This is a genomic window from Bradyrhizobium sp. LeoA1Lang (assembly GCF_055413685.1).
Genome location: NZ_JBVAPG010000140.1, coordinates 1 through 21,055, shown reverse-complemented (window position 1 = coordinate 21,055; position 21,055 = coordinate 1). Strand labels below are relative to the sequence as shown.

Here is a 21,055-nt window from a genome sequence, read left to right as displayed (position 1 = left end):
AGCGCCTACCTGAAGCTCCAGGCTGCCACTGAGATGACAGGAGGTCGATTCCACCGAATTAGAAGCTCGGCGGCCACGAAATGCGCCAGTGCGCTCCAAGTTGCACCATTTTCACACGGCCTGGGCCAATACCGGACTCATGCACCGCAGCAAATGGGGGTTATTCGATCACCTTGTCGGCGCGCCCGAGGCGCTTGCGCCACAAGTCTTATGCTAGCTCGTAGAGTAAGGCCTTGGCCTGCTTCAAGTCCAACGTGTCAAAGCCCTCGGTGAACCAACCGTAGATTGGAGCGAGGAGTTCTCGGGCCTCGTTCCGCTTCCCTTGACCACGCCTGAGCCGCGCCATGCTCATAGCCGCACGCAGTTCCCAGGACTTTGCTCGTTGCTTGCGGGCGACCGCGCGCGCACGCTCGAAATACGCTTCTGCTTTCGCCGCGTCCAGCTCCGGCTCCATCAGCTCGATTTCTCCAGCGGTCCGGTGGATTTCTGCTTCGAACCAACGTTCTCCGCCTGTTTCCATTGTCGTTGTTGCTTCGCCAAGGCAGCGCCAAGCGTCATTGCTTCGTCCAAGTTTGGCATAGGCCACCGCCAACAATGATAAGTGCCACGGCATATACAGTGTAGTTCCCGTTGCCCGCAGCGCATTGAACCCGGAAGTAAACATTTGGTCCGCCTTCGGGGCTTTGCCGGTCATGGCCAATACGCAACCTTGGTGCATCATTCCATATGCCTTCCAGAACGAAGCCCCCTTCTCATCTGCCAAGGCGACAAGCTCATTGGTTAGCGCAGTTGCTGTTGCGAAACTTCCGCAAAGAATATGCGTCATCGCTGTGGTGGATATCCTGCGCAGCGGGCCGAAGCGAACCAGGCGAAATGCTGGAATTGGTTTCGTCCCGCCGACCAGCAGCGGGGCGGAGGCGAACGCTCGCTCATCGCTGGCATCACTCGCCAGGTCATGCGCGATCATGCGGTCGATCCACGGCGCGTCTACGTCGGCGGACTGTCGGCCGGGGCCGCGGCCCGCCGTTATGGGATCCACCTACGGCGATCTGTACGCGGCGATCGGCATACATTCCGGACTGGCCTGCTGGGCCGCCACGGACCTTCCCTCCGCGCTGCTCGCCGTGCGGCAAGGCGGCGGGCCCGAGGCAATGCCGGGCGACGGCCCGCCCATCCCGACGATTGTCTTCCACGGCGATCGCGACACCACGGTGCGTTCGAACAATGGCGATCGAATCGTCCGGCAGTCCATCGGCGGCACGAGCACGAAAGAGAGGGTGCATCGAGGACGGGTACCGGGAGGACATGACTACACCCGCACCGTCCATACCGATGCCGGCGGACGCCTGGAGCACTGGAAAATCCACGGAGCCGGACACGCATGGTCGGGAGGCAGCCCCGCCGGCTCCTACACCGATCCGGACGGACCGGATGCAACGAGGGAAATGCTGCGTTTCTTCCTCGAGCATTCGCTCCCCGAGAGGCGAAACTAGAGCGGGGTCCGCTTTCCGTCCCTGCCGATGGGAAGCGGACGCCATCGGGTCGGCCCTTTTACGACGTGCGGGTTCGGCCGAATGTCCGGTTTGCGCCCACGAACTGCCCTGCCCGTCAGCTCGCATTTTGAGCGGTCACACGCCGCGAAGGACCGCCTCCATCGTTTGAAATTTGCGATTACAGCCTGCTCCGTCCAACCGCGGGGCGGCAAATCTCATCCGGAAGCGCACGTCTCAGCTAACATCTGAGTACCCGGCCAACAAACATTTGGTCGGGCGAGGTGCCGACAGCACCGCTACTCTTCTAGTCCTCTGATGGAGCTCGCGAACCGCATAATGGGCAAACCCGCCGATTTTCACTCTGGGCTACGCTACTGTCCTCTCGTGAGCAATGAATGGTTCTCTCTTGCGGGGCGTTGGTCCAAACGGTGGTGCGACCACAAGAAAATACCCTTGATCAGGACGCGCGAGATCAAACAGGGGAATTTGTGCGGACAAGCAATAGCACTCGCCCTTGGGTAACAACGTGGGAATAAGTCTTCGCGAATGGCTTTTCGCATTAATGACTTATGTCGTTGGTGCGCTCGGAGGGCGGTCGCATCTGCTGTGATTTCAAGGACTTGTTGAAATGGGCAAAGAAATCAGGTGCATTTCCCACCCCATAGGTGGCTTTCGATGCTAATTACCGTCACGCCATCGGCCCGCTACGGAGCCTCTGAGGATGACATGGGGGACTACTTTTGACCTTTCGCCCGACCTGGCCATCAGCTCAGGCGTCCGTTTTGCGCGCCAAAAGCGGCCTCCTCGCGAGGTCGCGTCTTGACCCTGAGGCGGCCTGTCACTGCGTCGGTTGGTCCTGGTTCGCCTGAGGATTGTTGAGCCGGCCTTACATCTACCCCCAACTTTTTCGCAGGGCCAAGCGATTGATCCAGCTGCGGAGCGATGGGATCGAGTAGGTCGCCGAGAATGTCCATCTGTTCGTTCTACGGCACGGACAATCGGACACAATATTCGGCTGAATGCATTCTGTCGTACGGTCCCATGCCGCACTAGCTTTCGACGATCGCAATCGCAGCGCCTCGCGCGCTCAAATGAGCGGTCGTCACTATGGAATCGAAAACGAGTAGCGCCTCCATCCACGAACCAGAGCAGCCGAGTTCAACAACCTGTTTAGGCCGCCCAGCTCAGAATGGCGGCAGCGCTTCAGTAATCCTCGTCCGCGGGACAGGTTCGTCTCTGAGCAAATCACGGCCCGAAAAACGACATGCATAATCTCGTTTTGCTTGCGGTGCTGCTCGCTGGCAGTGTCCTCTTCGCTTGCCTCAGCCTCCGCCTTCGGCAGGTGAAGGAAATATCGCGATGGCTTGGGGCGGGGTTGACCGGGGTCATCGCCGGCGTCCTGTTCCTGACCTGCGTCGCCACCTCTGTAGGACACTACAAACAGTATTATTCGCGCCGTGCGCCGGTGCCGGAGCTGCGGGTCGGGGGAAGCGACGCACAGATTCAGCGCGGCCGGGCCATTGCCGACAGTTTCTGCGGAGGCTGTCATTCACCGACCGGGACTTTCACGGGAGGCAAAGATACGGCAAGCATCTGCCGGTCTATCTCTGGGCGCGTTTATATCGTCCAATCTCACACCGGCGGGGCCCTTGAAAAAGTGGTCGGATGGGCAGATTTTCCGGGCCATTCGCAATGGCATCGACGCCGAAGGCCGTCGTCTCATGATCATGACATCGCGTACCAATGCCGGCAATCTGAGTGATGAGGACATCCGCGCGCTAATCGCCTATATCCGCCGGCTCCCGGCGGCTGGTGCGGCCACGCCGCAGCCAGCCGAGGAGCTCAATCTTCTCGGCCTTGTCATGGTGGGAATCGGCCAGTTTCCGTCCGGCAAACCAGTCAAGATCGGCGTCGTCACGGCGCCGCCCAAAGCACCGACCATCCAGTACGGCGAATACATCCTGTCCTATTATGACTGCCGGGAATGCCACGGTCAGCAGTTGACCGGCGGTGTCCAAGATCAATGGGCGCCGGTCGGGCCAGGATTGAGCCTGGTCGCGGATTGGAGCCGGGAAGAGTTCATCGCCACTCTCCGCACGGGCAAAGACCCGAGCGGACACGAATTCGACGAAAAGATGAATTGGCGTACGTTCGGCAAGATGGACGATGACGAACTGGGTGCCATCTACGAGTATCTGACGCACATGCCTGACTCCGAAAGCGATTGTTAACTAAATGAATGCCTCGCTTAAAAAAATGCGCGCATTTCACTGCGAAAGCGCCCACATTCGGCGGGCTTCGAGCGCATGCCGCCTGCTGGCCTGACAGATGGGTCCGCAATCGCAAGGCCGTGACCCAATATCCAAACTGTCAGGCCTTCCGGCGCACCTTGGCGTGCCGTGCTGAATCGCCACTGAACGTTGGGCGCCCGCTCGCTCTGCAGGTGTAGTCCTTAACGGCCTTACCATTGACAGAATGATCGATCCCGGCTGCGATATCAAAGAGCGCCTGGTCATTCCGACGCTACGCGGACGTCCATGCGAACGCCTCGCTAATGGAATGGTCCGGCCGTGCTCCCGCCCTGCCAGCAGCGAATCCTGGCAGGGGGCACCGAAGACAAGGAGCACGCCATATCACGGAAGCTCGAGGCTTCGCCCACCGCAATCGGCATCGATATCGGCAAGAGCTTGTCCTACATCGTCCACCAGAACCAGCGCGTTGTCATCGTGTTGCTGCAATAGGTGGCCGCGTGGCCAGTGGAGGCCTCGACTGGCCAATCTGCCGCCGTGTCGGGTCGGCATGGACAATCGGATACAAGATTTGGTCGAACGGACGCTGTCTTCCTCCGGCCTGTCGCACTGGAATTTGCTCGATCATGAATCGCGCCGCTATCCGTGAGCTCACATGGTGAGGCGCAAGCAAGGGTCGGATCGGATGGTAAGGCGAACCAGCCACAGAAAGGCCGGCTGCGCTGTCGCGAGAATGCTAGATGTGGTCGGTGATGGGTGGTCGCTCCTCATAGTACGCGACGCATTCGAGGGACTGAACAGGTTCGGCGAATTCCAGAAGAGCCTCGGATTGGCCAAGAACATACTCTCCGCGAGGCTCCGAGACCTCGTACGATACGGGGTCTTTAAAGTCGTCCCCACTTCCGATGGCAGCCCATACAACGCATACGTGTTGACCGAGAAAGGCCAAGGTTTGCGACCGGGTTCTGGTCGCTCTTGGCGAGTGTGGAGAAGAGTTCTTTCTCGTAACCGACGACGACCTACTTCCAATGAGCGGGCAAAGCTATCTTCATTCAGTCCGCGCAGAGTCCTCCCGGAGTCGCAGCAAGGGTCGCCGCGCTAAACTGAAGAAACAGAGGCAATACCACTGGACAGCAGATAACAAGCTTGGCTCGCTGGTTGATCCGGCCGGGCGTGGAATGAGATAAAAGAGTCTTTAGGTGGAACGACAGAACTTCACATGACTACGTTGGTATTGCTGAGCGGGTGACAGGCCCATTCCGAACTCGCTGCAGACCAAACAATCTCGGTCATCTTGAGCTACTAGAGGAGTAAGCGAGAAGCCGCAGTTTCGTTCTGATATCCCAAGTAGCATTTGATCGGCGATCGAGGTTTAGGACGATTTTGCTTGGCGCTGGCCGGGTCACCGAAACTGATGTGGCGATACCTGAATCGGCCCATTGGTTGCAGTCGAAGCTTTCCGACGATCGCTAGAATCTCGGGTAGCGGGCGATCACATTCGCGAGAGATCCTCATTACCGTTGCGAACAAAAGCATACAAAGCGCCGCATCGATCGTAGTATGATTACTGACATTTTATGCGATCGAAATCGCCAGGAAAATTGGAGTTTCGGAACATGAAATTGACCAGTCTCGCACGTGTTTCCCGCTTGTGTGGAAGAGAGGGTTGGGGTGACAAGAGCAGCGAGCGAGTTGCGCACTGCCCGCCGATACGGGTGAGTAGATTGCGGGGATCTATCGAAGGCTGTCGCCCGCCTCGGGGCGCTTGCTACGATCGACAATGGCGTCGGTTTCCAGCTCGTGCCCTCCCCACCCGAGCGCGGATTGAGCAACCGGGGGCTCCGTCGTCCTAACAGAGGATGAACTGTGAATCTGATCGGAAGTGAATGCCTCTGGGCTCGCGCAACACTTGCTGCTTCGAGACCTCGTAGTCCCTTCTCTCCAAGTCTTCTACCATCGGGTTCATCAAGAGGCCTGCGAGCCTTAGGATCGCAACGAGCCCGGAAGGACTTGAATGTACGCAGCCAATTGTAGGGATTCCGACGCAGGTCGCGACACTACCTGACAGATAGGTTGCGAAATGTCTCAGACCTGTAACGTCGAGCCGCTCGAATTCTCAGCCCTCCACCAGCAGACCGATAGCCTGCCAGCGGCGAGGCTCGGTCGGGCATTGGAGATCCTGCAGAGGCTGGCCGAACGCACTGCGCATCAGTGCGATGCGCACGGGTTCTTCATTGCGTCGGTGCGCCGATGGCGGTCAGCGTATGCGACTGCAAAGACGTCGAACAAATGGGCTCGGCCTTTTAAGCATCAGCAATTGATGCAGCCCGAAGCTTGCTTTTTGACTTATGCCCAAGTTTGGAGCGAATTGAAATGAATTGGCGCGCGCGATGTTGTTGCTGAGGTCGTAGGACGCAACATGATGATCGCAAAAGTTATTCATATTCATCTCGCAATTGCGACCCTGGAGTGAGCCGTACTGAAGCTATCGCGCATCATGACAGCGTCGGGGTTCCGTCCAGACGACAACTAAAGGCGACTCTCGGCACCGTTGAGAGCCCTCTGGCTCCCCGAAAATGCCTTGCTGTTCTGAGGCATCGCGTTGCTTTTCTCCAAGTTCCTGTGCTGGCCGCCTCAGCCGGCCTGCGAGCTTTAAAGATATTCATCAACGAACTCGATAAGGGACTTGAATCGCACGTAGCGTCAGATTGTAAGGTTTCCGACACGAGTCGCGACAATGCGTCGCGACAACACTTTATGACAGGTAGCAAGAATTGCGAATGTCTCCAAACCCTAGGTTCACGCCGCTCGACTCCCTCACGCTCCTCGATCAGTCCACCCGCACCCGTGTTGGCAACGTAGCCTATGCGCCTGACACGCCACCAGCGCCGGCTCAGTTGAGGCTACAACAGCAGGAGCTAGAGAGCAGGACCCGCTGTCTTCGCGTCCCTGTTGCCGGGCGGGCAACGAAGCTCTGTACAACCTCGACATCCGCCGGCATTCATCGCCAGAGGTGGAATGCAGGCGGCGGAACCACCCAGACCACATGTCTGACAACGCCTCTACGGGAACGGACTCGCCACTATTTGGTGTGCCCGATCGGCTGCCGCCTGGGCGCCGCGTCGGATCTGGCTGAAGGTCGAGAATTCTGGCCCTCCCCAAATACGCCACCGCCCGACCGAGGCGTGTTTTCCTAGCTCGGGGGCGCATTGGTTAGTTCGTCCCGCGTTAGTGGCTTCTGAAAGAGCGGCCGACTGCGGGACGCGAGGCGCCTGCACGCGTTCGAAGTTCCATTTTGTCATGACTAAGCGACCTCGAAGGGTCGACGGCATAGCAAGCCTCACCGCAGGCTCTGGCCAACACGGGAGCTCAAAATGTTGATGTCTCGTATCAGTTCGGATGCAAATCCAGCCATTCGCTCTGGTGCTTTGCGTTCAGCTGCGCCTGCTGGCGAGGCCATCGCCCGACCAATGACCGGAAGCATTGCCGCGATTGGCGCGCAGTTGCGGCAGGGTGCTGCCACAGCCCTCGATGCTTTGACTCATTCCAGCCAACCTCCCGGCATCCACACCACGCTAAGAGTTGCCAAGCGCGCATGCGATCCACAGCAGAGGGCCGAAATTTCTAATCCGCAGATGAGGCCGGCCGTTGGCAACATTGCTCTTCTTCATCGATCCCGTCTCCGGACGTTTACGTTGACTCGGGACAACTCAGTCTCGCTCGGCTTCATCATCGACGGTGATCTGCTCGATATTTTGGCATGACTTGAGAAGGGGCAATGAAATGCGAACGCTAGTGGTTGATCATGATGAGGACCTAGCGCGCGCTGTCCAAAGCGCGCTCTCGGATTGCGGTTTCGCCGTTGATCTGGCACCCACTCTGGATGATGCGGCGACCGCTCTGGGCTACGCCAACTACGACATTCTCCTGCTCGAGTTGGCTCTACCAGATGGAAACGGCTTGGACTGGCTGAAGCGGTTGAGACGCGACGGACATTTGATGCCTGCAATAGTGATGAGCAGCCTCAATGACCTCGGTCGACGGATCGCCATTTTCAATGGTGGTGCAGACGATTTCCTACCCAAGCCTGTATCTACTGATGAACTCATCGCCCGGATGCGAGCCATTCTGAGGCGGTCAACGCAAATGACAGCCCCCGTGGTCACATTTGGCAATCTGAAGTTCGATCCGATCGCCCGGCAAGCTTCAGTTGGTGGTCGGCCGCTCAGGATTGCGCGCCGCGAATTGTGCATTCTTGAGCATCTCCTCAGCCGCGCTGGCCGTACCGTGCCGCGGCTGTCGCTAGAGGATAGCCTCTATGCGTTTGACAACGAGGTCTCGACCAATGCGCTTGAAGTCGCGATCTATCGCTTACGCCGTCATTTGAGTCAGTCGGGTGCGACCCTACGGATCACGACCGCACGCGGCATCGGTTATATCCTTGAATTGAATAGCGTGGCATCGGCCGCCTAGTCGATCGAAGTTGAAAGCAAAGACTCCCTTGAAGATCGCTCTTAATAATGAGGGTGGCAGCGATCGACGCTCGATCGTCGCCAGTGCCCTGTGGTCTGTCGTTTATCCTTCTCTTTCCCACCTCCTGTGCGCGGTCGCTTTCCTATCACCACTAACTGCCGCAGCTCAGACGACGCGGGATGCTAGAGAGGGGCCGCCGCATGCGGCTCCTAGCAGCATTAATGGAACGCTGGACCTTTCCTCCTCGCTCGGCAAGACAATTCATCTGCCTGGGCCGGCCGCGAGCATCTTTGTTGCCGACCCGACGATCGCGGATTATCAGGCGCCGTCGAACACGACCATCTTCGTCTTTGGCAAGAAGTCCGGACGGACCAGCCTGTTCGCTTTGAACGACAACGGGGAGGCTCTCGCCGAGTTTCGTGTCGTCGTAACACAGCCGATCGAGGATCTGCGTGCCATGCTCAAGGCCCAGGTCGGTGACTATCCGATCCAAGTCAGCTATACCCCGCGTGGCGCGATCCTTAGCGGTATGGCTCCCAATGCCGATGTCGTCGCCACTGCCGTGAGGGTTACGGAGCAGTTTCTCGGTGCGGGTGCGCTGGTCGTCAATAAGATTCAGGTCGCCGGGTCGTTACAGGTCAATCTGAGCGTGCGCGTGGCGGAAGTCTCGCGCAGCGCTATGAAGGAGCTCGGCATCAACCTCTCCGCTTTGGGCCAGAATGGCACTTTCGTTTTCGGCTTTAGCAGCGGCAAAGGTGCTGCTTCCGGCACGGCGAGCGGCGGCGGCGGCAAGGTAGGGATCGGCCTCAGCGCTGGTAATATCAACGTCGGCGCTGTTCTCGACGCGCTAGCCAGCGAGCACCTCGCTTCCGTACTCGCTGAACCGAATCTCACCGCAATGTCCGGTGAGTCCGCGAGCTTCCTGGCCGGCGGCGAATTCCCAATTCCGGTCATGCAGGACAACCGACAGGTTTCGATCCAATTTCGTCATTTTGGAGTGAGCCTCGAGTTCGTCCCGACCGTTCTTAACAACAATCAAATCAATGTCCGCGTGAAGCCTGAGGTCAGCGAGATTTCGAAGGAAGGTGAGGTCAAATTGAACGGTATGGCCGTGCCGGCCCTCTCTACAAGACGGGCGGAGACCGTTATCGAGCTTGGGAGCGGACAAAGCTTTGCAATAGGCGGGCTAATCAGGCGTAACTTCAGCACGGATATCAGTACTTTTCCCTGGTTGGGCGACGTGCCCATTCTCGGTGCGCTGTTTCGCTCTTCGTCCTTTCAAAAACAGGAGACGGAGCTCGTTATTATTGTCACGCCTTACATCGTGCGGCCCGCATCCAACGCGAACCGGATGAGCGCCCCGACCGATCGCATCGGACCACCCTCAGATATGGGGCGCATCTTAACGAACACGTTGGCAAGTCCGCCGCGGGGCCGCGACGCTCCGCGCACCAGTGTACCAGGCGCGACAGGCGGCGCCGGTTTTATTATCGAATGAGGATCGTCAAATGACTGTACGAGCCCTGCCGCATCTGTTCGTTCTGATGACGAGCCTAGGCGGCTGCACAAGCACTGCTACGATCAACACCTTTCCGTCTGAACAAGGAACCATGGTGCGGCAGCAGAACAGCGTCTTGGTGCTGCAGAGCCTCCGTGGGCTCGAGCGGTATCGACTGAGAGAGTTCATTGCCAACAACAGTCGCGGTCGGTTTGATGCGATCCATCTCGATATCATCGGCTCGCCCCGGCTCGCCGCGCAGGTAGCCAGCGAGGCCCGCGCAATGGGCCTTGCCCCTTACAACATCCGCCTGTTCGGCCCTCGCCTCGACCGGCCTCTTGGCTTCGCGGTGCGAATCCAGGCTACTGTCTATGAAGCACGTCCTCCCGTCTGTCCGTCGCTTGCCATCATTGCTCCTTCAGTCAACGACAATTCGTTCGACCAAACCCTTGGCTGCTCAATCCGCAACAATCTGGGAGTCATGGTCAACGATCCGGGCGACCTGCTGGACAATAGAGCTGTCATGGCAACAACAGGCGATCGTGCCGCCGTTCCTGTTGCTACATATGGGTCCATGGGACAGCGCAACAAGAGCGACATGGAAGCTGGAATTGGCAACAGGGCGTCGCCAGAAGCCGCGTCACCGGCGACGAGGGATGTACAGTCGCCTCGATAGTGCACGTCGGATGGCGCAATGATTTCTGCCATACGCGATATCTAGACAAGCCCGGCGGAATAGAGTGCTTTCGCAACCCCTTCGAAGCACTTCGAAGGAACAGCGTTGCCCAGCTTCGCACTCCGGATGAGCTGACGCGCCAGGGCCGGGTCCTGGACAATGCTGAGGTGCAGCGACTGCGCCTCGGCAAGCAATCGTGAGGCAAGTTCGCCCTCACCACGGCAAACCACGATCGGCACGCCGGTCTCGCTACGAACGTAGCGGAGGCCAATCAAGATCGCCTGCCCTGTCAGTATCAATGTGGCACGATGGACGCCAAGTGGAGGCTCGTTCGCTGTCTCCTGACGAAGGCGACGGTGTTCGCCTTTGACCTGCGGATTGCCCTGCTGTTCCTTCGATTCGCGCTTGGCCTCGGTCTCCGTCATGCGCATGTCCTGCAAGAACAACCAGCGCTGGATAAGGAGATCTGCCAATCCGCCGATCAGAAAAGCACCAGCAGCAATTTCCGTCAGCAATTTGATCTCAGTGAACACGAAACTGAGACACCCCATACCGCAGACCGGCAAGTACACCAGCGCCTTCCAACTAGCGACAACCGTGAGCAGAAAGCTGGCGCCAAGAATGCCCACCTTAAGAAGCGACTTCGAGAGTTCAATGAGCGACCGCTTAGACGCAATCCGCTTGAGCCCCTTGATGGGATCCAATTTCTCGAATTTCGGCTTTAAGGACTCGAAAGAGACGTTTAATCCACCATTGGCCAAGACTCCCGCTAGAATACCAGCGGCAACACCGGCCCCGAGGAATGGAGCAACGGCCGAAAAAAATAGGTCGATCAAGCCGCCCAGCGCCTGCTGGACCGCGCTAGTGAACGGCTGAGCCTGCAGTTTGTCGATGAGCCGCATCGTTTCATGCCACTTGATCTCGATGGGGGCCGCTCTTAACCAGAGGCAGCCGAAACCGGCGCAAACGCTGACTGCGCTGACCAAATCGGCGCTGCGCGGGCTCTGCCCTTTCTTGCGCGCATCTTTTAGCTTCTTGGGAGTGGGAGGGAGCTTCTTCTCTTCGCTCGAGCCACTCATTTCAGGAGCTTCTCGAACAACTTGAGCACGGTGTTGGACTGACTGATCTCCGATCCCATATATTCGACGAGGAAGGTGGCGTAACTTACCATGATGATCCCATAGGCCAGGTTCTTCATGGTGGGAGAGACATCGTTCAGTTTGATTTGCGGTGCAAACCGCCCAAGTATCATCACCGATACATCAAGCAGCAGCAGGAATGCCAACACCGGGCCAGAGACCAGTAGCGTCGTATGCATGATGTGATCGAGAAGCCGCAGACATTCCATCGCGCCTTGCGCGGTCAAACTAGGCATCAGCCGATATACGGGCCAGATCAGATAACTGCCATAAAGGCCCGTAATCACATTCTCCAATCCCCCGGCCAGAACGAAAATCGCAATCGCGGTGGTACCGAGTAACACCGCTGTCGCCGAAGCTTGGCCGCGCGTCGCGGGATCATCAGAAGCAACAGGGTTCGTAATTCCCCGTTGGGTGTCGATGAGCTCACCCACTGCTTGGATGCTCCATAGCGGAATACTGAGCAAAAGGCCGATGAGCAGGCCGACGAACACCTCTTTCAAACCGAGGAGCGTGACACTGATCAGCCGGGAGCCCTGATCCAGCGACTGCAAGCCGTGCCTGATCTGCAACAGGCATGGCAGTCCCATCGCAAAGGTCACGCAGCCACGGACCAGCCCGCTAATGCGCGGCCGCGTAAATACAGGAAGGACCAGCATAATGCCAAGGGCCCGGGCTGCTGCGAGGCCACCTGCAAGGACGAGCTCGATCGCCTCCTGGATCAGAGCTTGCGTCTCGGCGGGTGAAGGGAGGTTCATCTACCGTCGGCTAATGCTTGCCGTGAGTGCGGGAAAGTCGGTAAATGCCTGCTCTGCTTCCTTGATCAACGCGGCGCTGAGCACCGGAGAGAACAACGCGATCACCGCGACAACGACAAGAAGCTTCACAGTCAGTGGCAAGGTTTGATCCTGAAGCTGCGTTGCCGCTTGGATGATGCCGACAACCAGGCCGACAACGACCGCAGCGATGAGCGGTGGTAGAACCCAGATCATGAAGAGCACAAGTGAACGGCTCATATGAGTGAGAATGCTCGCCTCATCCATGTTCAGCCTCCCGGTGTTGTGTAACTGAGCACCAGCCCGTGCATGAGCCGTGACCAGCCGTCGATTGAGACGAATAGAAACAGCTTGAAAGGCACGGATATCACCGTCGGCGAAACCATCGACATACCCATGGCCATCAAGATGGTCGTCACGATCAGATCTATGGTGATAAAGGGCAGATAGAGAAGAAAACCAATTTCGAAGCCACGCTTGAGTTCTGAAATTAGAAAAGATGGCACCAGAATGACCAAATCATCGGCGCTCACGTTGCCGCGCATGTCCTCGGGCCAGACCTGTTCGGTTGAAGCCAGGAAGAACCGGCGCTGCTCGTCAGCGGTGAACTTCTTGAGATAATCGCGCAGCGGCTCCTGCCCCTCCTTTGCGGCGCTCACCCAATCATCGACCGTTTGGTAGCGGAGTTGTGGCGCAGAAATGCGATTATAGGTCTGTTCAATCACCGGCGCGCCAATGAAAACCGTCAGGATCAGTGCCGCGCCATATAGAACGAGGTTCGGTGGGATAGATTGAGTCCCGAGCGCGTTGCGAACGAGGAAGAGCACGACGGATACCTTTATAAACGCTGTGCTTGTTACGACAACGAACGCGAGCAGGCCAAGGCCAGCTGTGAGCGCAAGGAGTCCAAGAATTCCCGGTTGAATGTCAGTCATTGACCGCCAACTTGCCGCGCAGCCGGATGCCGAGCTCCTCGCCGATGCGTACGATGTCGCCGCGGCCGATGCGGTGGCCGTTGGCAAGGATATCGACCGGTCCGTCGAACGGCCGGCCAAGTTCGAACACATGTCCTTCGCTGATATTTCTCAAGGCCCCGAGTGCGACAGTCCACCGGCCGCATTCGAAAACCAGCGTGATCTCGATGTTGTCGAGATCGTTTTCAGAGGGTGGGCGGCTCTTTTCGGATTTGGTCATCATATGTGTACACTCAAGGGGATATGGTTGGAGGCGGAATGCCCCTCGCGCGATCAAGCGATCGTCTGCAATATGTGCCGGGGCCCATAAGGTTCCCGCCTTGAGGATGGCTTGGCCACGGGCGAAGGGTAATACGTCCGGCAATAGAGCGTCTCCTGCATTTGCTTTGCCTAGCAGCGCGACCGTAGCACGGAGCGAGCCGATCTCTCCCTTAACGATGACAGGCAATTCTGGAGGAAGCTGGCGTGCCTCTCGCGGCAGCTGACTGAGCAGTCCGCCTAACGCGCGAAACGCGGCTGGAACTGAACCATCGAGAGGTGAGAACAGGAACAGGCGCGCTTTGCCTTTGAATGGGCCGTAGGTGATTTCGAGCTCCAGATAAGGACCCTGAGCCGTTGCTTCGCTCACGCAGATCAGCCGCAAGCTTTGTTGTGTCAGACTCTCTAGCTGATCGAGCAACGGATCGAGTGCAAGTTCGACGAGGAGCGAACGAGTTGGCTCCGAAGGTAGGCCAAGCTCGCTCTGCACTGTCGCGATCAGCCCCTCTATGAGCGGACGGGGCAACGATAAGATGATCGTTTCATGTCCGAGAACCCAAGAGCAGTTGAGCATCGATACGGCACACGGCTCGGCGTCCCAGACAAGCCGTGCCATCTGCACCGATAGCGACTTATCGCCGAGACGGGTTTGCAGAGGCTTGCGGGAAGCGGCGATCTCGTTGAGCCAGGAGACGACGGCATGCGACAGGGCTAGCCCCGGTTCAAACTCCGATTCGTCGCCCGGAGCCATGCTCGCAGGCCCGTCTACAAGACGAGGCGCTTTCGCTAGCATAAGAGAAGAAGCCATCAGATTCAGTCGCTAGCCGTGTGGGTACGCGTACTACTGCGATACCGAAGCAAGACCTCGTCGTCGGCCTCTATCTCGGCTTCCGCTTCCGAATGGGAATCACTCGCGCGCTGAACGTCGCCCTCAATTTGCTGCCATTTGTAACTCGCCGCCGAGCACTTGGTCAAAATGGTCCGTGCGTCGAGGACCGACGTCTTGGCCTGCTCTTGAGCGTCGCGCACTTCCTCAAGCCTTCCGCGTGCTCGTGCGACCTCAGCTTTGAGCCGTTCAGTGACGATGTGACAGCGACGATCGAGCTCCTCGACAGACAGCGAATCAAACGATGCCAGCTCTCGGTAAAGCTCTCCTTCGAGCGCCGCTCGGTTTTTCTCGGCCGTCGTCAGATCCTGGACAGCTTGTTCCACCGCTTGGAGGGCGGTGCGAAGCTTGGCTTCCATGTTGGACACCTCACGAAGGGCGCTCCGCTGTCTCATATCCTTCACGAGCCGCAATTTCGAGGCATAGACACGATTCACGCGGTCAGACGTGACATCCATGTGAACGTCTCCTCAAAGCTTGATGCCTCGTCTCCGCTCTGACGCAGAAATTTCCGCAACTCCTCGATCGAATTAATTGCCCGATCTGTCAGAGGATCACTGCCTTGCTTATATTCGCCAACCTTCACCAAGAACTCGGCCTCGGCGTAGCGCGAGAGCAGATCACGGAAGAAGGAAGCTGCCTTGCGATGCGACACAGAGACGACTGCATTCATCACGCGGCTGCGGCTCGACAACACGTCAATGGCGGGAAAATGCTCGCGCGCTGCCAAAACGCGTGAGAGAACAACGTGGCCATCAAGAATGCCTCGCGACTCTTCGGCGATTGGATCACCCGAGCCGTCGCCTTCGACAAGCACGGTATAGAAGGCCGTGATTGAGCCGCGCTCGCCCATGCCGGCACGCTCTAAGAGGCCAGGAAGCATCGCAAAAACCGACGGCGGAAAGCCGCGCCGCGTCGGCGGCTCTCCTGCCGCAAGGCCGATTTCGCGCATGGCGCGGCTAAAGCGCGTCAATGAATCCATCATCAGGACGACACGAAGTCCTTCATCACGAAAATATTCGGCGAGTGCTGTCGCCATGTGAGCGCATTGCGCTCGTTCCATTGCCGAGCGGTCGGAGGTCTCAACCACAACGACGGTGCGGCGAAGCGCCGCCTCACCGAGGTGCTGCTCGATGAATTCGCGCACTTCACGACCGCGCTCGCCGATCAACGCGACTACGGTGGCATCGGCAGCCGCGCCTTTTACAATCTGCGACAGAAGCGTCGACTTACCGCACCCTGGGTCTCCGTAGATGCCGATCCGCTGCCCCTCGCCACATGTCAGAAGCCCATCCAAGACACGGACGCCGAGTGGGAATGGCCGCTCGATAGCGCGCCTTGTCATTGGGTTTGGAGCCTTACCGCGCAGCGGACGAGTTTGAGCGGCCTTGATTGGACCCTTTCCGTCGATCGGACGGCCGAAGCTGTCGATCACCCGGCCAAGTAAGTCGGGGCCGACCGGAACTTCATGCATTCGCCCGGTCGGGACCACTTCTGCTCGGCTGGATAAGCCCGCCATGTCACCGATAGGAGTGAGCAATACCCCATCTTGCAATAGGCCGATCACCTCGGCCTCGAGCGACCACCCGGTGCGGGGATCCCGCAACAGGCAAAGCTCCCCTATGCGCGCCTCTGGCAAGACGGCATGAAGCAAGGTGCCGACCGCCCGTGTGATCCGCCCTCGTACAGCACGCGTGTCGATCTGCTTTGCTGTAGATTTCAAAGACGATAGCGCGGCGTGCAGATTCCTCTCTGCGACCGCATCGGTCGCCGATGTTGTCATGGCTCGTCTTCCTTTGAAGGCAAACCCAAACCAAGGCGCAGAGCCCGGAGCTGCGCAGCAAGTCCAAGATCGACATTGCCAAATTCGCTCCACAACACGCACTGGTCCGTCGTTAGAGCCGGATCCGGGTCAATCCGCACTTTCGGCCGGCCCTCCTGTCCATCCCAGGCAGCGAACTCGCGCGCCAGCGCATCAGCTTTCAAAGGAGAGACATGAAGGCACACTTCCGTGCTACCATATTTTTGCTCGATCGCATGACGAACGGTCCTCACCAACATCTCGCCTGGATCAAACGCGCCCAGCAGATCGCTTACGATCTCCATGACAAGCTGGGGCAATTCCTGCTCCAGAATAGCTTTTCGCTGCGCAAGCGTGGAAGCAGCCTGCGCGATCAGCCGAGACATTTCTTCGGCGCCGCTCTTGAAGCCATCCGCTCGGCCGCGCGCCCGTTCCCGCTGATAAGCTGTCCGTCCCCAGCCGCGAACGCGTTGAAGATGCCGCTCGGCGGCCGCGCGCGCTTCGACGGCATCGCACCAGATCCCGAGCTCGGCAGCCCGTATAAATGGCCCGAGCGGACGTATCTGGGGGGCCACCGGCAGCGCTGGGTCATCAGCCGTCATGCCGTGGCGTCTCCCTCGACAAATGGGTTATCACCAAGGAAAGCAACGGGCCCGCGGCATTGCGGTGTTCGGCCGCTGGATTCTCGGCAGCAGTGCCTATGGGCGAGCGTAGCAAAATGCGCGTGCGGTCAAGCGAAGAGGCTTCGTCGAGCCAAGCACCTAGGCAGGCATGGCCATCGTGTTCAATCTGTTGCGAAAGTTGTTCCGGATCAGCAGTAGCGGTGGTTGCGACCGCGCTGGCCAAGTGCCGGATACCGAAAGCGTGCGCTTCTGCCCCGATACGTCCAAGCAGAATTGCGAGATCCTGCTTTGAGACGAGCTTTAGGAGCGAGCGAGCATGCCAGATACTGCCGGCAAGCAAAGCAGCCCTATTCGGATCATGGCCGAGCAGAAGATCTCTTCCCCAGTTGCTGCTGCTCGCGTCCATTCCATTACCAAGCAGCATTTCGGCCAGTCTTACCTGCAGCCTCGCGCTCTTCTGTAGCCGGAGCAAAGTCGAAGCCGACAGCCGCGCGTCAAGACGGGCAGCAAATTGGCTCAGATGGGTCGAGGCAGCGAGCTCGCGCAGTCCTTCACAGGACGATTCGGACCAAGTATGAGATTCGGCGGATCGCAGCGGTATAGGCATTTGCACACCCCTATGCCCTGTCGGAGGCGATCTTTTTACCGGGAGCTTGGATAGCCGGCGTGCTCGAAGGGGTGCCCAGTCTGGCTAGCGCGCGCGCTGGCTGGGCACCCTGACGCATACGAGAACCAAGGAATATGTAGCAGAGAAGGCCGAGCGCAGCGCCGGCCACCCCGACACCGGCCGCAAGTAGCGGGGCTGAAATGGATTTGCTCGACTGAGCGGAAGCAGCTGGCAAGGGCGACGGCTGTTCAAGCGGAGCCCGTTCAACCGGCACAAAGACCACCGCCACCTTGTCATAGGATAGGCCCTCGATACTGTTGGCGACCAGCATCTTGATCTGCGGCAGCAGAGCCGAGAGCTTTGCATTGGAGTTATGTCGAATGAACACCGACGCTGAGGACGGCATCGTGTCCTGGCGCAACAGATCATTTTTCGGCAAAACAACGTGGACACGCGCGGATATGACGCCGTCGATATCGCTGATCGTGCGCGACAATTCTTCGCTCAGGGCGTAAACGAAGCGAGCGCGCTCCTCGGTCGGCGAGGCAACCAGGCCCGATCCTTTGAACACCTCGCCGAGGTTCTTGAAAGGCTGGCGCGGCAGCCCTTCTAAATTTAGCAGCTCGATCGAAAACGCTAGCTGCTTCTCCTCGACCTGGATCGTGCTGGTCCCGTCCTTGGCAGTGACACGGACTGCATCGACTCCCTTACTTAGCAGGAGCGCAAGCATCTCATTGGCCTCACGCTCCTGCACTTTGGTGTAGAGCTCAGCCTTACAGCCGAGCAGAAGGAGCAGGAGCGGCAGCACGGTAAAAGCACGCAACCATTGAGCGAATGGGCAGACATGGCCGCCTTGTCCGCAGATGGAACCAGTCATCAACGAACTCAGCCCGCCGATAGCAATTTGTTCATAGATGAGCTGACGGCACTGGTACTCTTGGAGACGAGCGAAACCTCGACGACACCTTTGTAAACGTCTCGCAGACTCGCAACCATCGCGTCAAAGTCGAGCACCCCTTCCGGTTTGCCCGCAGGGCTCGCCCCCACGGGCTGCGGCGGCGAAAGCGGCTGAGCGGCCGGCCCAGGTTGCACGACCTTCGAAATGGCGGCCACGCCGCCGCTCGCTGCAGAAGGAACGGGACTGCTCCGGTACATCGAAGAGAGCGCCTGGAGCACGCGCTCGCCAGGCGGACTCGCCTGCACTGTTGCACGCTGAACCTCCGACATCGCAGGAACGGACGCTGCCTTATCTGTGACCGAGGAGACAGCGCCTGACGTCGAAGCGACGTGCATTAGAGCCTGCTGAAACTGGCTCTGCGCGCCGATTGCTGCCGGCTGGCAGAGCCCGGAGAGGCCTTCGGCAGGGTTCAGGGAGATCGGCGTAGCGGCTAGCATGATCGAAGGTGTCATTGGTTTGGCGCCGATGAGGCACGCCGTTGTTAAGAATTGATGAGTCAGCACCGTAAAGAGGCGAGCTGACCGCAAGCTGACGAACACGCGAGCCATAAGGCCATTTAAAGATCACGTTCGGCTTCCAGTTTGAGCGAAGTCTTATTGACGCATACGCATTTATGAACGGCTTTGACCGAAGCACTTCCACCCGTCTCGCGCACGCTCCATCGGCTGACATCATCCAGCTGCTGCGCGCACCACCATCACCAAGCGGCGGTGTTGAGACTAGGCGTGTTGCCACCTAACGGGTCAATACCCTAGAAGGGCGAACTGACGACAAGCCGACGAACACGCCAAGGTTTGCGTCATCTAAAGATCACGTTTGTTTCCAAATTGGCCGAATCTCAGCTCTTGTTCTGAGGTCGAAGGAACTAGGGAATGCTTGTGCGAACCACGATGCTGGACATTTTAAAGAGAGCTCTTTGTGTCGGAGCTTTCGTTTCCAGCGGAATACTTCCGGCGTTCGATGCTTCCCTCTCGCTCCCATCGACACCTTATAACTATACGGTTCTGGATCAGGAGCTCTCTGCCGCACTGCAGGAATTCGGTAACAACCTAAATATCAGAGTCAACGTCAGCGCCGAGGTGAAGGGCCGGATCCGCGGGCGAATGCCGGATCTGCCAGCGCGAGAGTTCCTCGATCGTTTGACGAACCTCTACAATCTTCAATGGTACTATGATGGGCTCGTGCTTTACGTATCTGCTGCAAGCGAGGCGCAAAGTCGTCTGCTTGTGTTGAAGCCGATCAGCTTCGACGCATTCAAAGCGGCGCTCGATACACTCAACATCTCCGACGAGCGCTATGCTGTACGAGCGGCACCAGGAAATGGCATCGTCCTGGTTTCTGGTCCACCACGCTTTATTGCGCTCGTGGACCAAACGCTGAGTGGCCTTGTGGCGGAGGCGCAGGCGCGGCCACACGCCGCCGATAAGCAGCCGCGGGAATCGATTCTGAAGTTATTTCGTGGCTCCTCGACCATGGTCATTCGCGATGGACGACCGGAAGCCCCCTATTCTTCCGACGCGCCGCATCAGGACAGCATGGTGCGCGAGCCTGCGCCAGGCCAGAGATGAAATGGAGAATGCGCGGCGGCTTTTGGCGAAAGTCAATGCCCGTCTGCATTGGCTCATTGTGAATCCTTCTGACGCTCGTCAGCTTCTCGAAAGCTCACCCTCCTAGCATGAGAGCGCGGATGTCTGGACGGCGATGCCGTCCATCCACCGTATTGGACATGCACGTCGAGGCACCCGATGCTCGCAATGACCTGAAACCGGGTTGGCGTCATTGTTGCCGGTAGCTCGCAGGCTGCGGCTCAACGCGAGTCTTCTAAACAGTTCTCCGTAGGCCGCGATGCAAGTGGCCTTTGTCGAACAAGGGCTCGGGGCCGCTCCATGTTTCAAAGGAGGAACAGGATGGATTTCAACTCAATCGACCCACTGAACACGGACCCCCGCCTGACTTACCACCCCCGCCCGCCGATCTAACGGGCTTTGAGCACCAGCTGAGCGAATTGCAAGATAGTGCTCCGCCATACGTTACTCGGTCGCCAGTGCCGCAGGGCGAAGCCTATTCGCCATATTTGGAGGCCGGGCATCCCTATTCGTCACATTTGAATTGGCAGGATGATCTGCATACGCCGGCCGCGGTTTCCCCTGAGCCATTACCGGCCACTGGCGAAAGCTTTCAGCAGCCCAGCTCGCAGCAGGCGATTGCTGAACCGCTGGCGAAAGCCGCATATTTCGATCAGGATCTGATTTGGCAGGAGCTCGAATCCGGCCTGCAAGCCGGGCCGTCGCAAGCCGGGCCATCATCCTTCGCCCTGGAAGGCCCTCAGCGACCCATCTCGCAGAAGCCGCTTGCTCAGTCGCTGGCGGAAGCCCCCGATTTCGATAAGGACCCAGTTTGGCAGGAGCTCGATCCCGGGCTGCAGGCCGGGCCATCGCAGGCCGGGCCGTCCTCGTCCGCGGGGGCCGCGCCACGCGAACTCGGAGATTTCGTCATGAACAACGGACGCCGTGCCAGCGAGCTATGGCCGAAATTGGGTGATGGGGCTGATCAGGCGGCGCGGTTAGCTGGCGTCGTCGATTCTGCGACGCCGTCGGTAAATTTGACGCCGGCAATGACCCTTGGCAACTGATTTTCGCCCTTC

Annotated in this window: 21 protein-coding genes and 1 pseudogene; 10 read left to right on the top strand and 12 right to left on the bottom strand. The window is 58.6% G+C overall.

Features of this window, described 5'->3' with window-relative positions:
* Positions 1–208: 208 nt before the first annotated feature.
* Positions 209–826: a hypothetical protein gene (locus ACZYOF_RS33265; protein ID WP_028168825.1), complete on the bottom strand. Its 618-nt coding sequence runs from the start codon at positions 824–826 to the stop codon at positions 209–211.
* Between the two features lie 12 nt (positions 827–838).
* Between ACZYOF_RS33265 and ACZYOF_RS33260 the strand changes: the two are divergent.
* The 8 genes and pseudogenes from ACZYOF_RS33260 to ACZYOF_RS33225 all read left to right on the top strand — a co-directional run.
* Positions 839–1,493, top strand: a pseudogene (locus tag ACZYOF_RS33260) (extracellular catalytic domain type 1 short-chain-length polyhydroxyalkanoate depolymerase); the annotation flags it as partial.
* 1,649 nt (positions 1,494–3,142) lie between these two features.
* On the top strand, positions 3,143–3,724 hold the full coding sequence (locus ACZYOF_RS33255; protein WP_463718420.1) for a c-type cytochrome: 582 nt from the start codon (positions 3,143–3,145) through the stop codon (positions 3,722–3,724).
* Between the two features lie 339 nt (positions 3,725–4,063).
* Complete coding sequence (locus ACZYOF_RS33250; RefSeq protein ID WP_155255612.1) at positions 4,064–4,234, top strand: hypothetical protein; 171 nt, start codon at positions 4,064–4,066, stop codon at positions 4,232–4,234.
* 163 nt (positions 4,235–4,397) lie between these two features.
* The gene (locus ACZYOF_RS33245) at positions 4,398–4,844 is read left to right on the top strand and encodes a winged helix-turn-helix transcriptional regulator (protein WP_433994573.1); all 447 of its coding nucleotides are present in this window, start codon (positions 4,398–4,400) and stop codon (positions 4,842–4,844) included.
* Positions 4,845–7,116: 2,272 nt separating this feature from the next.
* Positions 7,117–7,506 (top strand): hypothetical protein, encoded by a 390-nt coding sequence (locus tag ACZYOF_RS33240; protein WP_463718419.1) that lies wholly within the window; start codon positions 7,117–7,119, stop codon positions 7,504–7,506.
* A gap of 19 nt (positions 7,507–7,525) precedes the next feature.
* Positions 7,526–8,215 carry a response regulator transcription factor gene (locus ACZYOF_RS33235; RefSeq protein WP_028168822.1) on the top strand — a complete coding sequence of 230 codons (690 nt, stop codon included), beginning with the start codon at positions 7,526–7,528 and terminating at the stop codon, positions 8,213–8,215.
* 28 nt (positions 8,216–8,243) lie between these two features.
* Positions 8,244–9,713, top strand: coding sequence for a type II and III secretion system protein family protein (locus ACZYOF_RS33230; RefSeq protein ID WP_028168821.1), 1,470 nt, complete (start codon positions 8,244–8,246; stop codon positions 9,711–9,713).
* A gap of 10 nt (positions 9,714–9,723) precedes the next feature.
* Positions 9,724–10,389, top strand: coding sequence for a CpaD family pilus assembly lipoprotein (locus tag ACZYOF_RS33225; RefSeq protein ID WP_463718418.1), 666 nt, complete (start codon positions 9,724–9,726; stop codon positions 10,387–10,389).
* A 41-nt stretch (positions 10,390–10,430) separates the two neighbouring features.
* Here ACZYOF_RS33225 and ACZYOF_RS33220 read toward each other — a convergent pair whose 3' ends face one another.
* The 11 genes from ACZYOF_RS33220 to ACZYOF_RS33170 all read right to left on the bottom strand — a co-directional run bounded on the left by ACZYOF_RS33220 (position 10,431) and on the right by ACZYOF_RS33170 (position 18,959).
* Positions 10,431–11,468: an EscU/YscU/HrcU family type III secretion system export apparatus switch protein gene (locus tag ACZYOF_RS33220; protein WP_028168819.1), complete on the bottom strand. Its 1,038-nt coding sequence runs from the start codon at positions 11,466–11,468 to the stop codon at positions 10,431–10,433.
* A complete protein-coding gene (sctT, locus tag ACZYOF_RS33215; RefSeq protein ID WP_028168818.1) occupies positions 11,465–12,286 on the bottom strand; it encodes a type III secretion system export apparatus subunit SctT in 822 nt (273 codons plus the stop codon). The genes ACZYOF_RS33220 and sctT overlap by 4 nt, the downstream gene beginning before the upstream one ends.
* The gene (locus ACZYOF_RS33210; RefSeq protein ID WP_028168817.1) at positions 12,287–12,571 is read right to left on the bottom strand and encodes an EscS/YscS/HrcS family type III secretion system export apparatus protein; all 285 of its coding nucleotides are present in this window, start codon (positions 12,569–12,571) and stop codon (positions 12,287–12,289) included.
* Between the two features lie 2 nt (positions 12,572–12,573).
* Positions 12,574–13,239, bottom strand: coding sequence for a type III secretion system export apparatus subunit SctR (sctR, locus tag ACZYOF_RS33205; RefSeq protein WP_028168816.1), 666 nt, complete (start codon positions 13,237–13,239; stop codon positions 12,574–12,576).
* Complete coding sequence (gene sctQ, locus ACZYOF_RS33200) at positions 13,232–14,287, bottom strand: type III secretion system cytoplasmic ring protein SctQ (protein ID WP_463718417.1); 1,056 nt, start codon at positions 14,285–14,287, stop codon at positions 13,232–13,234. Before sctQ ends, sctR begins: the two co-directional genes overlap by 8 nt.
* 62 nt (positions 14,288–14,349) lie before the next feature.
* Entirely contained in the window at positions 14,350–14,880 is a 531-nt protein-coding gene (sctO, locus tag ACZYOF_RS33195; protein ID WP_463331888.1) for a type III secretion system stalk subunit SctO, read from the bottom strand.
* Complete coding sequence (gene sctN / locus ACZYOF_RS33190) at positions 14,856–16,205, bottom strand: type III secretion system ATPase SctN (RefSeq protein WP_463331887.1); 1,350 nt, start codon at positions 16,203–16,205, stop codon at positions 14,856–14,858. The genes sctO and sctN overlap by 25 nt, the downstream gene beginning before the upstream one ends.
* Entirely contained in the window at positions 16,202–16,825 is a 624-nt protein-coding gene (gene sctL / locus ACZYOF_RS33185) for a type III secretion system stator protein SctL (RefSeq protein ID WP_463718416.1), read from the bottom strand. Before sctL ends, sctN begins: the two co-directional genes overlap by 4 nt.
* Positions 16,815–17,453 carry a hypothetical protein gene (locus ACZYOF_RS33180; protein WP_028168811.1) on the bottom strand — a complete coding sequence of 213 codons (639 nt, stop codon included), beginning with the start codon at positions 17,451–17,453 and terminating at the stop codon, positions 16,815–16,817. Before ACZYOF_RS33180 ends, sctL begins: the two co-directional genes overlap by 11 nt.
* A gap of 10 nt (positions 17,454–17,463) precedes the next feature.
* Complete coding sequence (gene sctJ / locus ACZYOF_RS33175; protein ID WP_463718415.1) at positions 17,464–18,330, bottom strand: type III secretion system inner membrane ring lipoprotein SctJ; 867 nt, start codon at positions 18,328–18,330, stop codon at positions 17,464–17,466.
* An 8-nt stretch (positions 18,331–18,338) separates the two neighbouring features.
* Positions 18,339–18,959 carry a nodulation protein NolB gene (locus tag ACZYOF_RS33170; RefSeq protein ID WP_245476524.1) on the bottom strand — a complete coding sequence of 207 codons (621 nt, stop codon included), beginning with the start codon at positions 18,957–18,959 and terminating at the stop codon, positions 18,339–18,341.
* A 324-nt stretch (positions 18,960–19,283) separates the two neighbouring features.
* Between ACZYOF_RS33170 and ACZYOF_RS33165 the strand changes: the two genes are divergently transcribed.
* Both ACZYOF_RS33165 and ACZYOF_RS33160 read left to right on the top strand, forming a co-directional pair.
* Positions 19,284–19,979 carry a secretin N-terminal domain-containing protein gene (locus ACZYOF_RS33165; protein ID WP_028169429.1) on the top strand — a complete coding sequence of 232 codons (696 nt, stop codon included), beginning with the start codon at positions 19,284–19,286 and terminating at the stop codon, positions 19,977–19,979.
* Between the two features lie 476 nt (positions 19,980–20,455).
* Positions 20,456–21,043 (top strand): hypothetical protein, encoded by a 588-nt coding sequence (locus tag ACZYOF_RS33160; protein ID WP_463718414.1) that lies wholly within the window; start codon positions 20,456–20,458, stop codon positions 21,041–21,043.
* Positions 21,044–21,055 lie beyond the last annotated feature (12 nt).

Excerpts from the sequence above, each read along its gene's own strand:
- ACZYOF_RS33225 (WP_463718418.1), top strand. The coding sequence starts at position 9,724 with ATGACTGTACGAGCCCTGCCGCATCTGTTCGTTCTGATGACGAGCCTA.
- sctQ (WP_463718417.1), bottom strand. The coding sequence starts at position 14,287 with ATGGCTCCGGGCGACGAATCGGAGTTTGAACCGGGGCTAGCCCTGTCG.
- ACZYOF_RS33220 (WP_028168819.1), bottom strand. The coding sequence starts at position 11,468 with ATGAGTGGCTCGAGCGAAGAGAAGAAGCTCCCTCCCACTCCCAAGAAG.
- sctN (WP_463331887.1), bottom strand. The coding sequence starts at position 16,205 with ATGACAACATCGGCGACCGATGCGGTCGCAGAGAGGAATCTGCACGCC.
- ACZYOF_RS33265 (WP_028168825.1), bottom strand. The coding sequence starts at position 826 with ATGACGCATATTCTTTGCGGAAGTTTCGCAACAGCAACTGCGCTAACC.
- ACZYOF_RS33180 (WP_028168811.1), bottom strand. The coding sequence starts at position 17,453 with ATGCCTATACCGCTGCGATCCGCCGAATCTCATACTTGGTCCGAATCG.
- ACZYOF_RS33240 (WP_463718419.1), top strand. The coding sequence starts at position 7,117 with ATGTTGATGTCTCGTATCAGTTCGGATGCAAATCCAGCCATTCGCTCT.
- ACZYOF_RS33235 (WP_028168822.1), top strand. The coding sequence starts at position 7,526 with ATGCGAACGCTAGTGGTTGATCATGATGAGGACCTAGCGCGCGCTGTC.
- ACZYOF_RS33165 (WP_028169429.1), top strand. The coding sequence starts at position 19,284 with ATGCTTGTGCGAACCACGATGCTGGACATTTTAAAGAGAGCTCTTTGT.
- sctL (WP_463718416.1), bottom strand. The coding sequence starts at position 16,825 with ATGACGGCTGATGACCCAGCGCTGCCGGTGGCCCCCCAGATACGTCCG.
- ACZYOF_RS33245 (WP_433994573.1), top strand. The coding sequence starts at position 4,398 with ATGGTGAGGCGCAAGCAAGGGTCGGATCGGATGGTAAGGCGAACCAGC.
- sctT (WP_028168818.1), bottom strand. The coding sequence starts at position 12,286 with ATGAACCTCCCTTCACCCGCCGAGACGCAAGCTCTGATCCAGGAGGCG.
- ACZYOF_RS33170 (WP_245476524.1), bottom strand. The coding sequence starts at position 18,959 with ATGGCTCGCGTGTTCGTCAGCTTGCGGTCAGCTCGCCTCTTTACGGTG.
- sctR (WP_028168816.1), bottom strand. The coding sequence starts at position 13,239 with ATGACTGACATTCAACCGGGAATTCTTGGACTCCTTGCGCTCACAGCT.
- sctJ (WP_463718415.1), bottom strand. The coding sequence starts at position 18,330 with ATGACTGGTTCCATCTGCGGACAAGGCGGCCATGTCTGCCCATTCGCT.
- ACZYOF_RS33210 (WP_028168817.1), bottom strand. The coding sequence starts at position 12,571 with ATGGATGAGGCGAGCATTCTCACTCATATGAGCCGTTCACTTGTGCTC.
- sctO (WP_463331888.1), bottom strand. The coding sequence starts at position 14,880 with ATGGATGTCACGTCTGACCGCGTGAATCGTGTCTATGCCTCGAAATTG.